Source organism: Candidatus Poriferisodalis sp. (assembly GCF_965204125.1).
GTDB lineage: Bacteria > Actinomycetota > Acidimicrobiia > Acidimicrobiales > Poriferisodalaceae > Poriferisodalis.
Genome location: NZ_OZ241968.1, coordinates 202,509 through 216,391 on the forward strand (window position 1 = coordinate 202,509; position 13,883 = coordinate 216,391).

General features: G+C 67.8%; 12 protein-coding genes. 5 read left to right on the plus strand and 7 right to left on the minus strand.

Features of this window, described 5'->3' with window-relative positions; translation table 11 throughout:
- Nucleotides 1-38: 38 nt before the first annotated feature.
- Nucleotides 39-1,055 (plus strand): transporter substrate-binding domain-containing protein, encoded by a 1,017-nt coding sequence (locus ACOGXD_RS01205; protein ID WP_419916111.1) that lies wholly within the window; start codon nucleotides 39-41, stop codon nucleotides 1,053-1,055.
- Nucleotides 1,056-1,084: 29 nt separating this feature from the next.
- On the opposite strand, the gene ACOGXD_RS01210 is transcribed toward ACOGXD_RS01205, so the two are convergent.
- From ACOGXD_RS01210 to ACOGXD_RS01225, 4 genes are all read right to left on the minus strand, one after another.
- Nucleotides 1,085-2,626: an amidase gene (locus ACOGXD_RS01210; protein WP_419916112.1), complete on the minus strand. Its 1,542-nt coding sequence runs from the start codon at nucleotides 2,624-2,626 to the stop codon at nucleotides 1,085-1,087.
- Between the two features lie 107 nt (nucleotides 2,627-2,733).
- A complete protein-coding gene (locus ACOGXD_RS01215; protein WP_419916113.1) occupies nucleotides 2,734-3,147 on the minus strand; it encodes a type II toxin-antitoxin system VapC family toxin in 414 nt (137 codons plus the stop codon).
- Nucleotides 3,144-3,386, minus strand: a complete 243-nt coding sequence (locus tag ACOGXD_RS01220; RefSeq protein ID WP_419916114.1) for a FitA-like ribbon-helix-helix domain-containing protein — start codon at nucleotides 3,384-3,386, stop codon at nucleotides 3,144-3,146. The genes ACOGXD_RS01215 and ACOGXD_RS01220 overlap by 4 nt, the downstream gene beginning before the upstream one ends.
- Before the next feature lie 135 nt (nucleotides 3,387-3,521).
- A complete protein-coding gene (locus tag ACOGXD_RS01225; RefSeq protein ID WP_419916115.1) occupies nucleotides 3,522-4,337 on the minus strand; it encodes an enoyl-CoA hydratase-related protein in 816 nt (271 codons plus the stop codon).
- Nucleotides 4,338-4,488: 151 nt separating this feature from the next.
- On the opposite strand from ACOGXD_RS01225, the gene ACOGXD_RS01230 reads away from it, so the two are divergent.
- The 3 genes from ACOGXD_RS01230 to ACOGXD_RS01240 are packed head-to-tail and all read left to right on the plus strand — an operon-like array spanning nucleotide 4,489 to nucleotide 6,685.
- Nucleotides 4,489-5,229, plus strand: coding sequence for a dienelactone hydrolase family protein (locus tag ACOGXD_RS01230; RefSeq protein WP_419916116.1), 741 nt, complete (start codon nucleotides 4,489-4,491; stop codon nucleotides 5,227-5,229).
- Nucleotides 5,230-5,289: 60 nt separating this feature from the next.
- Complete coding sequence (locus ACOGXD_RS01235; protein ID WP_419916117.1) at nucleotides 5,290-6,024, plus strand: SCO6745 family protein; 735 nt, start codon at nucleotides 5,290-5,292, stop codon at nucleotides 6,022-6,024.
- Nucleotides 6,025-6,031: 7 nt separating this feature from the next.
- Nucleotides 6,032-6,685, plus strand: a complete 654-nt coding sequence (locus ACOGXD_RS01240; protein ID WP_419916118.1) for a nitroreductase family protein — start codon at nucleotides 6,032-6,034, stop codon at nucleotides 6,683-6,685.
- Between the two features lie 7 nt (nucleotides 6,686-6,692).
- On the opposite strand, the gene ACOGXD_RS01245 is transcribed toward ACOGXD_RS01240, so the two are convergent.
- Genes ACOGXD_RS01245 through egtB form a run of 3 tightly spaced genes read right to left on the minus strand, consistent with a single transcriptional unit; the run spans nucleotide 6,693 to nucleotide 10,186 of the window.
- Nucleotides 6,693-7,793 carry a zinc-binding dehydrogenase gene (locus tag ACOGXD_RS01245; protein WP_419916119.1) on the minus strand — a complete coding sequence of 367 codons (1,101 nt, stop codon included), beginning with the start codon at nucleotides 7,791-7,793 and terminating at the stop codon, nucleotides 6,693-6,695.
- Between the two features lie 54 nt (nucleotides 7,794-7,847).
- Nucleotides 7,848-8,924 carry an L-histidine N(alpha)-methyltransferase gene (gene egtD, locus ACOGXD_RS01250; protein WP_419916120.1) on the minus strand — a complete coding sequence of 359 codons (1,077 nt, stop codon included), beginning with the start codon at nucleotides 8,922-8,924 and terminating at the stop codon, nucleotides 7,848-7,850.
- Complete coding sequence (egtB, locus tag ACOGXD_RS01255) at nucleotides 8,885-10,186, minus strand: ergothioneine biosynthesis protein EgtB (RefSeq protein WP_419916121.1); 1,302 nt, start codon at nucleotides 10,184-10,186, stop codon at nucleotides 8,885-8,887. Before egtB ends, egtD begins: the two co-directional genes overlap by 40 nt.
- Before the next feature lie 248 nt (nucleotides 10,187-10,434).
- On the opposite strand from egtB, the gene ACOGXD_RS01260 reads away from it, so the two are divergent.
- On the plus strand, nucleotides 10,435-13,872 hold the full coding sequence (locus ACOGXD_RS01260) for a carboxyl transferase domain-containing protein (RefSeq protein WP_419916122.1): 3,438 nt from the start codon (nucleotides 10,435-10,437) through the stop codon (nucleotides 13,870-13,872).
- The last annotated feature ends 11 nt before the right edge of the window (nucleotides 13,873-13,883 follow it).

Below are 13,883 nucleotides of genomic sequence, written 5' to 3' on the forward strand. Positions count from 1 at the left end.
CGATTCCATACGGGGTGGCGAGCCTCTTGACTGGCCCCATGACCTGGCGGCGCTCCCTCGGTGGGCTGGCATGGCTGGTGCTGGCGCTGCTCGGCTTCAGCGCGGGTTGTTCTGCGTCCGGCGATGCCGAGCACACGGTGCATGTGGGTTTCTACGCGTTCTTCGAACCGGTCAGCGCCGCGGCAGACCCGGATCCTGACGCTGCTGGGTTCGACATACATGTCGGCTACGAGGCCGATCTGCTCACCGCCATGGAGATGATGGGCGGGCTCGGCCTGCGATTCCGCCGGACGCCGATCGCTGAGTGGCCGGGAATCTGGCTCCTGCCGTCACGCGACGACGTGGACATGGTCGGCGGCGGCATCACCATCTTGGACTCCCGCAGACTCGACGCCGACGGCAATACCGTGGTCGCGTTCGCCGAACCGCACATCGAGTTCCGCCAGTCGCTGCTGGTCCGCTCCGACGACGTCGGCCGTCTCCCGAATCACGATGCCTTGCGCAGCACCGACGTGGTGGGAGCGCTGCCGGCGACCACCGGCGAGGCGAGGCTGCTGCAGCTGCTCGGCATCGCCGACTCCCAAGGCCGGCTGGCCGCAGGCACCCAGGTGCACACCCCGGCGGGCGTGGTGACCGTCGAGTCGGACAGGGCGTTGAGCATCAGCGCCGCCGAGGCATCCCCCGAGATCGAGCACCGCACCCGCCTCGTGCCCGCAGATCCGGCACGTCCCACCGTGGTCTACCTCGGCGAAGAGTCCGGCGAGGCGGCCTTGCTCGCCGCGCTGAGCGACGGGCGGATCGACGCCATCGCCAGGGGCACCATCGGCAACACGCAGGCTGCGGTCGACGCGGGCGGGCAGTTCGCCGTGACCGCGCTGGACGAGCAGGTGGAGTTCGGAGGATTCGCCGTCAGCGTGGACGACACCGAGCTGCTCGACAAGCTCAACTCCGCAGTGGCCTGGCTCACCGACGCCGGACGCATCGGCATCGGCGAATGGCTCGCCGACAACGAAGTGTTCGCAAAGCGCGCCCAAACCTGGCAACCGCCGCGCTAGCCCACCCAGCCAATTCGGGTGAGTGCCCGTCACTGGGCAGCGTGGACCGGCGGGCGCCGGTGGACCCATGGAGCTGCCTGCTCCATCTGCGCGGCGACCCGCAGCAAGACATCCTCGCGGCCCGGTGCTGCGACGAGCTGGATGCCGATGGGCAGACCTTCGGGGGACATGCCTTCGGGGGTGCCGAGCGGCACAGAGATGGCGGGCTGGCCGCTGACGTTGAACTGCGGCAGGTACGGAGTCACCTTGGCCAGGCGCTTGGTCAGCGTGCGCTCGTCGCCCTCGACGAGATGGCCGACACGTGGCGGCAAGACACCGAGCGTGGGGGTGAGCAGCAGGTCGAAGCCGTCGCCCTGACCGGGCTCGGCATTCCACCACTGCACGATCTGCCGCGTGAATTGGTGCAAGCGCTCACGGCTGGCCAGCAAATCCGCACCGCTGATCTTGGTGCCGCGCTGGTAGTTGATCCACGCGACCGGCTCGACATCGTCTTCGGTCCAGGGTCGGCCGAGCGCCGACTCGTAGGACCGCAGGGTCGCGGTCGCGCTGGCGCGCATGATCCGGACGTAGTCGTACATGTAGTCATTGCTGGCCATCGGTTCCGGCAACGCTTGTTCGACCCGGTGCCCGAGGCTGTCCAGCAAACCGGCTGCAGCTTCGGCGGCCTGGGTGCACAGCGGGTCGGTCACTTCGAAGGGGATCGTCGAGCTCACGCCGATGTGCAGTTGGCCGGGGTGCTGGCCGACCTCGGCGACGTAACCGGCCGCGGGCGCGGGATGTGCGGGCGCGTACGGATCGCCGGGCTCGGCGCCGGCGAGCACATCGAGCGCCAGCGCCGCATCGCGCACGGTGAGCGCGACGGCGCCGTCAGTGGTGCCGCCTCCCCAGCCTTCACCCGCCGGTGCGCTGGAGATCCGACCCCGGGAGGGTTTGAGCCCGACGAGGCCGTTGGCACTGGCAGGGATGCGGATCGACCCGCCGCCGTCGCTGGCGTGAGCGATGCGCACGATGCCCGCCGCGACTGCTGCCGCCGCACCGCCGCTGGAGCCGAGCACGGTGTGATCGGTGTTCCACGGGTTGCGGCAGGGCCCGTACAGCGCCGTCTCCGCTGCGGCGGGGCACTGGCCGCCGCCGAGCTCGGGACTGTGCGAGTGCCCGATGCTGATGGCGCCCGCCTCGGCCAAGCGTCGAGCGACCGCACCGGTCTCGGCGTAGCGATAGTCGAGCTCGGCCAGCCGGCGGTTGCCCTGGTAGCCGGGTTCGCCCTCGGCCGGGCAGAACAGGTCCTTCAGCGCAGTCGGCACGCCCGCGAGCAGTCCACCAGCGGCGCGGCCCGAGGACTCTGCATCCAATTGCGCGGCTCGATGCCGCGCCGCATCCAATTGCGCGGCTCGATGCCGCGCCGCATCCAATTGCGCGGCTCGATGCCGCGCCGACTCGTACGTTCGCTCGACGATCGCATTGATCGACGGGTTCACCTGCTCGCAGCGGGCAATGGCATCTTCAACCGTCGTCGCGGCGTCGGTCTCGCCAGCTCGTACCTGCTCAGCCTGCGCCGTCGCGTCGCTCATCATCACCCCTGTCACCGTCGGCCCCGGTGCTCAGGGCCCCGCCGTCAACGGCGCAGTCTCGCGCAGCGTGCCTGGCTGGTGGGCTGCTGACGACGGTCAGGCTCGCATCAATTGGCGGCCTCAGCGGCTGGGTCGAACAGTTCCACGTCGCAGCGAATGCCTGGGGCACGAGCGAGGGAGCCATCGCCAGTGAGCAGTGTCGCGCTGGTGAACTCCGCTAGCGCGACATAGGACGCGTCGTAGGCAGAGAGGTTGTGGCGGAGTTCCCAGCAGCGCTCCAGCAGCAGGCTGTGGTCGACCCGCATGATCTGCAACGCTGCGAGGTTGCGGAGCCCACGAAGTGCCGCCGCGGCGGATATCTCGCCCCGCCGATTCATGGATCGCAACGCGTGAGCAACCTCGATGTCGATGAGATGGGGGGCCATCGCCCGCTCTTGCATGAGTCGACGCACCGCAGCTCGACCCGCTTCGTCGGCATCTGCGACAGCGGAAACGGCGACGCTGGCGTCGACGACGATCATTCCGCGTCGCGGTGGGCGCGGATGACCTCGACAATGGTGTCCATATCCAAGTTGGTCTCGCCGTACACCAACGCTTCCACGCGCTTGCGCGCGAGCAGTTCTTCCATGCTCGCCAGTTCGGCCTCGCGGCAGACGGCCTCGAGCATGTACTGCTGCAGCGACTGTCCTGCATCGGCGGCGCGTTGGCAGAGCTTCTCGTGAACTTCGTCGGGCACGTGCCTGACTTGGATGGTTGCCATGACGCTACCTTAGCGCTGCAAGCGCTGAATATGCGCTAATAGCGCTATTTTAGCGCAACAGCTCAGTTACGCACCTGCGCAAATGTGCACAAGGGCGTCATCAGGCCGCTTGATCAGCGCCACGTCGGCCGTTGGTCAGCGGCCTTGCCAGTTGGGCTGGCGCTTTTCGGCGAATGCCCGGGGACCTTCCTTCACGTCCTCGCTGGCCATCAGGCGGGCCACCGCCGGATACGGGTGGTGGAACGCCTCGCCGAGCGGCATGTCGAGCCCGCGCATCGCCGCCTGCTTGGTGGCCTGGATGGACAGCGGCGCGCACCGCATGATGTCGTCGATCAGCCGGTCAGTGGCTGCGTCGAGCTCGTCGTATGGCACCACGTCGTTGACGATGCCCAGCTCCAGCGCACGCTGCGCGCTCATGGTTCGGGCCGTCAGCAGGTACTCCATGGCCAGCTTCATCGGGATCTGCCGCGGCAGCCGGTGCACTCCCCCGCCACCGGCATACAGGCCGCGCAACGGCTCGGTGAGCCCGAACTGGGCGTGGTCTGCTGCCACGACCAGATCGCACGCCATCGCCACCTCGAAACCGCCGCCGAGCGCCACGCCGTTCACCTGTGCAATGAGCGGTTTGGGATAGTCGAAGCGCTCGATCAGCCGTGTCACCTGGCTCATCAGCTCACGGTCGGCAGCCTGGGTGGCCTCGTCGGACTGACGGATCATCGACAGGTGCTTGAGGTCGCGGCCGGCACAGAACGCCTGCCGGCCGACACCGGTGATGACCATCAGCCACACATCGTCATCGGCGGCGGCGTGGTCCAAGATGTCGGACCACTCCTTGTGGGCCGGGGTGTTGATGGCGTTGCGCACCTCCGGCCGGTTGATGGTGATGCGGGCCACACGCGGCCGGATCTCCTCGTAGACGAAGTACTGCGGTTCGAAGTCGAGTGCCTGCATGGCCCGGGATCGTATGCCGGTCGCTGGCTGCGATCAGCGGAGACTCCAGCGCGAGCAGCACTGCCGTGCCGAAGGCACTACACAAGAGCCGGCATGCGTGGCCGCAGTTCGGCTGGTGCGGCGCCACAAACGGAGCTTGGAGGAGGCAGCAATGTTTGAAGACCACGTCTCGATCGACACCGGCGAAGGCGAGATGAGCACGTTCGTGGTGCATCCGGAGCCGAGCGAGCGGCGGCCAGGGCCGTTCCCGACCGTGCTGTTCCTGATGGACGCGCCCGGCAAGCGCGAAGAACTGCACGACATGGCCCGCCGCATCGCCACCGTCGGGTACTACGTGCTGCTGCCGAACCTGTACTACCGCGACATTCCCGGCTTCATCGTGCAGCGAGACGACCCGGCCAGCCGGAAGTTCATGTTCGAGCTGATGACCAACCTGTCCAATGCCATGGTGTCGCGTGATGCCGCAGCCCTGATGCGATATGCCGACGCGGACCCTGCTGCCAGCATCGAGCGGATCGGCACCACCGGCTACTGCATGACCGGCCCGATGGCAATCTGGCTCGCTGCCGACTACCCCGACACGATCACCGCTGCCGCATCGATTCACGGCGTCCGGTTGGCGGTCGACGCCAGCGACTCGCCCCACCTAAGGGCGCCAGACATCCGCGGTGAAGTGCTGGTGATGTCGGCCGAGCATGACGACTACGTGGATCGGGCGCACTACGACCGGCTCTGCAAGGCCTTCGCGGACGCCGGCACAGACGCGCAGACCTACTGGGTGGACGGCACGCACCACGGATTCGTGTTTCCGGAGCGCCCGGTGTATGACAAGCCAGCGGCCGAGCGCCACTGGGAGCTGCTGCTGGACATGTTCGCCCGTCGTCTGCACTGAGCCATACGGTTACCGGACCGCCCCGGCATGCGGGGCGGGGCGATGCCACACTGTCGCCTCATGGAGACACGTGAACTCGTCCAAACGGTGTGCCCGCCGATAGCTGCGCTGGGCTCGAGGTTCTATTTCGACCCCGGAACGCTGGCCCGCGGCAAGGAAGCCGGCCTCGACGGCTTCCGCCTGTACGTGCTCGGCCGCGGCGGCGTGCTGGGCGATGTCGAGGCCACGGTGGTGCACAGCGCCTTCGGCTACTTCAACCCCGCGCTGGTTGCCAAGATCTGGAATTCGGCCAAGGAGATCATGGCGCCGCGTGATGGAGGCCGCCTCTACATGCAGTGCGCGGGCGCGTACGGCTCATCCAAGCTCGGTGACGTCGCAGGTCTCGATGCGTTCAATGCCGCCGCCGACAAGGTGATCGACGCCGGACTCGCCGACAGTTCCGCACAGGCACTCTTCGCAGCAGTCGCGTCCGAACCGCGCAGCGATGAGACCGCTGCCCGCGCGTTCCAGAACGTTGCCGTGCTGCGCGAGCTGCGCGGCAGCCTGCACCTGGTCGCCATCGTGGCCTCGGGCCTGTCGACCGAGATGGCTCACCGGGTGCGCCGGCCCGACGACGTCGAGATGTTCGGCTGGACGAATGACGCGCAGGTCACAGACGAGCATCGTGCGAAATGGGAGACCGCCGAAGCGCTGACCGACGATCTGATCGAGCCGATCTACGGCGTGCTCGACAGCGCCGAGGCCCAGGCGTTGGCCGACGGCGTCGCAGTCATCGAAGCTGCGCTCGCCGACTAGCGCAGCGATGACACTGGCCCTCAGTGCCGACGAGGTGCTGGCCACCACCCGTGCGGTGCGGCGCCGGCTCGACTTTGACCGGCCTGTCGACGACGCAACATTGCGCGAATGCCTCGAGCTGGCGCTGCAAGCTCCCACCGGATCGCTGCGCCAAGACTGGCACTTCGTCGTTTCCACCGATCCCGAGCAGTGCCGTGCCGTCGGCACGATCTATCAGGAGGTCTGGCTCGGCCGGATCGACGACAACTACCTGGCCAAGGCCGCGGCAGCCGAGACCGATCCGGCGGCGCGGGCGGACTGGCTGCGCATGATGGACTCAGCCCGCTACTTGGCAGAGAACTTCCCGCGCACGCCCGCGATCTTCGTGCCGTGCATCGAAGGTCGCCTCGACGGAGCTCCTGCGGGGCTGCAGGCACTGCGCTGGGGCTCGGTCATCCAAGCGGCGTGGAGCTTCTGTCTCGCCGCTCGCAATCGAGGTCTGGGCACCTGCTGGACAACGGTGCACCTGGCCCGCGAGCAGGAAATCGCCGAGATCCTGGGCATCCCCTTCGACGAAGTGCAGCAGGTGGCGCTGCTGCCCGTGGCTCACACCATCGGCACCGATTTCAAGCCGGGCCGTCGCAAGCCCTTCGACCAGTTCGTTCACACGAACGGTTGGTGACGACCGGTCAGTCGAACACCAGGATGGACCGGCCAGCGATCCGTCCGTTCTCAAGGTCATCGACTGCTTGGCCAATGTCGTCGATCAGGTAGCTCTGCGTCACGAGTGAATTGAGGTCGAAGTCGCCGTCGGCGTGCCACTGCAAGAAGCGGGGGAAGTCGACGGCCGGCTCGCAACTGCCGCCCAGGCTGGAGATGAACGCCCGCTCACCAATGAACAGGTGCATCGTGTCGAGTTCAAGGTTGCGCTGAGGCACGCCCACGAGCACCGCTGTTCCGCCGCGGCTCTGGCCGAACTCGCCCGCGCGGGTGGCCTCGTGGATCTGGGCCATCGTGCTCTGGTGCCCGATGCAGTCGAAGGCGAAGTCGACGCCGCGAAGCGGTTGACGCCTGATGTCGAAGCGGTGCTCGTCGGTCGTGAGCGCCCTGATCTCTTCGACGGGATCGCCTTCGGAAGCGTTGACGCCATGGGTGGCCCCGAAGCGTTTCGCAAAGTCCAGTTTCTCCTCGGAGAGGTCCACGGCGATGATCGGGTCGGCGTCGACGACCTTCGCCGCTGCCACTGCGGACAGGCCGACTCCACCGACACCGAAGACGGCCACGCTGTCCCCGGCCTTCACTCCGGCGGTGTGGAGCACCGCACCGGCGCCGGTGATGACCGCGCAGCCAATGATGCAGGTGGCCTCCACGTCGATGCCCTCGGGCACCTTCACCACGAACATCTCATCCGCGATCGTGTGGGTGGCCCAGGTGAACACGTTGATGGAGGTTGCCGTGCGGCCATCGCCGAGATCGAGCCGCAGCGGACCGCCCCGGCGGCGCGCGCTCTCCTGGTCCTTCGGCACCCACGTGACCATCACGGTGTCCCCCGGGGCAAGGCCGGTCACGTCGTCGCCCACTGCAATCACCTCGCCGGTGGACTCGTGACCCAGCACCTGCGGCGCCGCCCGCGGGTTGTGAATGGTGTGCAGCTGGCTGTGGCAGACACCCGACGCGTACTGCTTCACCACCACCTCATGACCGCACGGATCGGGCAGCGTCACGTCCATCACTTCAGGCCCGGCGCCGGCCTCCTGCGGGATGACAACAACTCTGGCGTCAACGGGCATTGCATTCCCCTCCCTTGCGCTGCCCCGCTGTCTAGCTGGAATCGGCGGACCGCGTCACAGCACCCGCCGTGCGAGGGTGAGGGCGTAGTCACCGTCGGCATCGGTCCACATTCGCTGCACCACGAGGCCTGCGGCGCCGAGTTCTGAGCGCACACGCTCGGGCCGGAACTTGGCGCTGATCTCGGTACGCATCCGCTCGCCCGCCGCGAAGTCGACCGTCATCTCCAAGGCTGGGATGTGCGCGGTCTGCGTTCGTAAGGAACGCAGGCGCATTTCGATCCACTCGTTGTCCGCATCGAATACTGCCTCGTGGGCGAAGGCATCGAGGTCGAAGTCGGCGCCGAGCCTCCGATTGAGCACCGACAGCACATTGAGGTTGAACCGCGCCGTGACGCCGGCGGCATCGTCGTAGGCGGCGACCAGCCGGTCGACATCCTTGACCAGATCGGTGCCCAGCAGGAACGTGTCGCCGGTCCGCATCGCGCCGGCGACGGCGTCCAGGAACGCTGGCCGGCGTGCCGGCGAGAAATTCCCGATCGTGCCGCCGAGCAGCATCACCATCGCAGGCGCACGGGGCGGCGAGTCGGGCGGGGCGTCAACGTCATCAAGCGGCAGGTGCCCCAGGTGGTGCTCGAAGTCGCCGACGACGCCGTGCACAGCCAGACCGGGGTACGCCCTGGCCACTTCACCCGCAGCGGTGCGCAGCGTCGCCGCGCTGTTGTCGAACGGCACGTAGCGTCGGAGCCGGCCGGCGGCCGCGAATGCGTCGAGCAGGATGCGCGTCTTCGTCGAAGTGCCCGATCCCAGTTCGGCGATGCAGTTGGCCCCTGCAGCCGCTGCGATGGCACCGGATTCCCGTTCGAGAATCTCCCGCTCGCGGCGGGTCGGGTAGTACTCGTCGAGACGGGTGATCTCGTCGAACAGCTCGCTGCCACGGTCGTCGTAGAACCACTTCGGCGGCAATTCCTTGGGGTTCGATGAGAGGCCCACCGAGACATCGGCGCGCAGTTCCCGATCCGACCAGCCGGCGTCGAGCCAGTTGTCGATCACGGGATCGGCGGCGGGAGGCACCGCCCCCTCGGGGAGCATCATCAGGCGTCGCCGGCCAGGCGCAAGCCCGAGAAGTGCCACCGGGTATGTGGATGAAAGAAGTTGCGATAGGTGGGCCGGATGTGACCTTCAGGGGTCGCGCAGCAGCCGCCTCGCAGCACCATCTGATTGATCATGAATTTGCCGTTGTACTCGCCCACGGCGCCGGGAGCGACACGGAAACCCGGGTACGCGCTGTAGGGGCTCGACGTCCATTCCCACACGTCGCCGTACATCTGCAGCAGCGACGCAGGCCCCGAGGCGCCTGCTTGCGGCACCGCCGGCGTTGGGGCGGGGTGCAGCCCGGCACCGCTGCCGATGTTGCCCCCGATGGGCAAGCCGTCGGCAGCATGCTCCCACTCGAATTCCGTCGGGAGCCGGGCACCGGCCCAGCGAGCAAACGCTTCGGCCTCGTAGTACGACAGATGGCACACCAGGTCGTTGGGTGCGACCGCCTTGAGACCTTGGAGTGTGAACACCTGCCAGCCGTCGTCGGCGAGATGCCAGTACGCCGGCGAATCCCAGCCGTGAGCAATGCGTTGGCCCCAGCCGTCAGACAGCCACAGTGTCGGCGTGTCGTAGCCGCCGTCGTCCATGAACGCCAGCCACTGGGCGCAGGTGACCGGGCGGTCGGCCAGCCGGAACGGCTCGGTCAGCACCCGGTGACGGGGCCACTCATTGTCGAACGCGAAGCCGCATCCGTCGTGACCGACCTCGACCTCGCCGCCGTCGAAGCTCACCCAGCGGGTGTCGGCGGCACAGGTCGCGTCGGCGCTGATCGCTGCTGTGTTGCAGGGCTGTTGGTACGCCGGCCACAGCGCCGGGTTGCACGACAGCACGTGCTTGATGTCCATGAGGATGAGCTCTTGATGCTGCTGTTCGTGATGCAGGCCGAGCGTCACCAGGTCCGCGATCTCGGGGGCAATGCCGCCGCAGAGCAGCCGTTCCATCGCCATGTCGACATAGCGGCGGTATGCCGTGATCTCAGCGCACGACGGGCGCGACAGGTTGCCGCGCTCCGGGCGCGGGTGTCGCTTCCCGATGGTCTCGTAGTACGAGTTGAACAGGAATCCGAAGGCCGGGTCGTGCTCGACGTAGCCGTCGAGGTGCGGTTTGCACAGGAACGTCTCGAAGAACCAGGTGACGTGCGCCCGGTGCCATTTGGTGGGGCTGACATCGGGCATCGTCTGGATGCACTGGTCTTCATCGCTCAGCGGTGCGGTGAGTGCATCGGTGTGCGCTCGGACCGAGCGGTAGCTCCCGAGCAGGTCAGACAACGAGTCGCTGGTCATGGATGTGGCCATAGGGCCCGCCGGAGGGTAGTGGGCCTGTATGAAGCCAATGCAAGTATCAGATGGAAGAGCGCTCATGTTTCTGGCGATCGTGGGCCGGAATCCGCATAGCCATGGCACAGATCAGGCGCTCAATCGACGCGAACTGGGCGCTCTGCGGTAAACACGCAGGGCGGAAATGGCGCGCCGTGATTGCCGCGACGGGTTCGCGGCCGTTTGTGCCGGCGCCCAGCAGGGTCGGGAACAGGGAGACAGCATCGATGGGCCTCAAGAAGCTGCTGATTGCGAACCGCGGCGAGATTGCCGTACGGGTGGTGCGGGCGGCCAGCGAGCTCGGCATCGGCACGGTTGCGATCGCGGGCGACGACGACGCTGCCTCGCTGCACACGCGGGTCGCAGACGAGTCGGTGACGCTCGACGGCCGGGGTGTCGCGCCCTACCTCGACATCGACCAGGTGATCAGTGCCGCTGCGGGGGCCGGCTGCGACGCGATCCACCCCGGCTACGGGTTCCTCGCCGAGAACCCGGCCCTGGCGCTTGCGTGCAAGGCCGCCGACATCACCTTCGTGGGGCCCAGCGCGCTCCAGCTCGAGCTCTTCGGCGACAAGCTCGCCGCTCGGGCGCTCGCGCAGCAGCACGACGTTCCGCTGCTGCCCGCCACCTCCGAGCCGACATCGGTCGAGGCCGCACAGGCCTTCTTCGCCGAGCACGGGCCGATGATGATCAAGGCTCTGGCCGGGGGCGGCGGGCGCGGCATGCGCGTGGTGCGCTCAGCGGACGAGCTCGAGGCGGCATACGAGCGCTGTGCCAGCGAGGCTGCCGCCGCGTTCGGCAACGGCGATCTCTACGTGGAGCAGCTGATCGAGCGTGCCCGCCACATCGAGGTGCAGATTGTGGGCGATGGCGAGTCGGTCGCCCATCTGGGCGAGCGGGAATGCACGCTGCAGCGCCAGAACCAGAAGATCGTCGAGATCGCACCCTCGCCCACGCTCACGACCGATACCCGCCAAGCGGTCTGCGACGCCGCCACCGAGATGGCCAGAGCGGTCGGCTACCGCAGCCTGGGCACCTGGGAGTTCCTCATCGACGCCGACGACCCGAGCACGATCGCCTTCTGCGAGGTCAACGCTCGCATCCAGGTCGAGCACACGGTCACCGAGGAAGTCACCGGCGTTGACCTCGTGGCTGCACAGCTCAGAATCGCCGGCGGCGCCTGCGTGGCCGATGTGGGGTTGGTGCAGCCAGACGTGCCATCGCCGCGCGGGTACGCCATCCAATGCCGCGTCAACACCGAGACGATGCAGCCAGACGGCACCTCGCGCCCAAGCGGCGGTGTGCTCGCCGCCTTCGAGCCTCCCACCGGTCCAGGGATACGCACCGACACCTACGGCTACGTCGGATACGGCACCAACCCCAGCTTCGACTCGCTGCTCGCCAAGGTGATCGCCTACAGCCCCAGCCGCGAGTACGCCGATGCGGTCCGTCGGGCACGCCGGGCCCTGGGCGAATTCCGCATCGACGGCGTGGCGACGAACCTGGGATTCCTGGCCGCGCTGCTCGATCGGCCCGAGGTGACCAGCAACGATCTCACCACCAGCTTCGTGGCCGATCACGCCGAGGCGCTGTGCACCGCTGCTGCGCAGGCGGCATCGGTCTGGGCGCCGGCCGAGCCGGCAGCCACCGCTGGTGCCGGTGCCGGTGGACGTGCTGGTGCCACTGTCGGAAACGATCCGCTCGCCGTGCTGCACCACGGCGACATTGATGACGCCCCTGCCGACCGGGCCGCATCTGACGCTGTTCGGGCTCAAGCCATGGCCTCGGGTACGGCCTCGCTGCACGGCGTGCCGGTAGCGACCGTGACCGGCCCCGACGGCAGCATCGCCGTTGCGGCTCCGCTGCAGGGCACGATCGTCTCACTCGCGGTCGCCGAAGGCGATCCCGTCGCAGAGGGCCAGCAGGTCGCGGTGATGGAAGCGATGAAGATGGAGCACGTCGTGACCTCCACGGTCACGGGCATCGTGCGGATGCTGGGCGTGGCGCCCGGCGACACGGTGTACGAGGGGCACTCGTTGCTGTTCGTCGAGGAGGCCGAGGTTTCCGTGGAGCTCGCCGAAGCAGCCTCCTCAGTCGATCTCGACTACATCCGGCCCGATCTGGCCGAAGTGTTCGACCGCCGCGGCTTCGGCCTCGACGAGAACCGGCCCGACGCTGTTGCCAAGCGTCACGGTCGGGGCCACCGCACGGCGCGCGAGAACATGGCCGACCTCGTCGATGCGGGCACGTTCGTGGAGTACAGCCCGCTGATGGTGGCTGCGCAGCGCCGCCGCCGCTCGATGGAAGACCTGATCGCCAACACCCAGGGCGACGGCATGGTGGCCGGCGTGGCCAGCGTCAACGGCGACCTCTTCGGCCCCGAGCAGTCTCAAGCCATGGTGATGTCCTACGACTACATGGTGCTGGCGGGCACCCAGGGCGGGAACAACCACCGCAAGAAGGACCGCATGTTCGAGATCGCCGAGCACAACCGCCTGCCAGTGGTGCTGCTGGCCGAGGGCGGAGGCGGCCGGCCGGGCGATACTGACGGCATCGGCGGCTCGGGTCTGGACTGCTGGGCGTTCACCTTCTTTGCCCAGCTCAGCGGCCTGGTGCCTCTGGTGGGCGTCACCAACGGTCGCTGCTTTGCGGGCAATGCGGTGCTGCTGGGCTGCTGCGACGTGATCATCGCGACCGAGGGCTCGAACATCGGCGTCGGCGGACCCGCCATGATCGAAGGCGGCGGCCTGGGCGTGTTCCGTCCTGAGGAAGTCGGCCCGGTCGACGTGCAGTGGCCCAACGGCGTCATCGATGTGCTGGTGGAAGACGAGGCCGCGGCGATCGTGGCCGCCAAGCAGTACCTGTCGTACTTCCAGGGCTCTGTCGACGAGTGGGAGTGCCACGACCAGCGCGAACTGCGGCACCTGGTGCCCGAGAATCGCCTGCGGGCCTACGACGTACGCGACATCATCGACAAGCTTTGCGATGTGGATTCGGTGATGGAGCTGCGACGCGGCTGGGGGCCGGGTTGCGTCACGGCGCTGGCACGAATCGAAGGACGCCCGATCGGCGTGGTGGCCAACAACAACCACCATCTCGGCGGTGCGGTCGATGCCGACACCGGCGACAAGGCCGCCCGCTTCATCCAGCTCTGCGACGCGCACGACATCCCGCTGCTGTTCCTGTGCGACACGCCGGGGATCATGGTGGGACCCCAAGCGGAGTACGAGGCCACAGTGCGTCATGCGGCCCGCATGTTCGTGACGGCGGCCAACGTGACGGTGCCGTTCATGACCATCGTGCTGCGCAAGGGCTACGGACTGGGAGCCCAAGCCATGGCCGGCGGCAGCTTCAAGGCGCCGACGTTCACCGTGTCGTGGCCGACCGGCGAGTTCGGCGGCATGGGCCTCGAGGGCTTCGTGAAGCTGGGCTACCGCCGCGAGCTTGAGGCCATCGACGACCCGGAGGAGCGCATAGCGGAGTACGAGAAGCGCGTCGCCCGCCTGTACGAGCAGGGCAAAGCCGTCAACACGGCCACGTTCTTCGAGATCGACGACGTGATCGATCCCGCCGAGAGCCGCGACTGGATCCGCATGGCGCTGCTCGCCGCGCCCAAGCAGCCCCCGCGCACCGGCAAGAAGCGCCCCATGGTCGACACCTGGTAACGCCCGAGGCT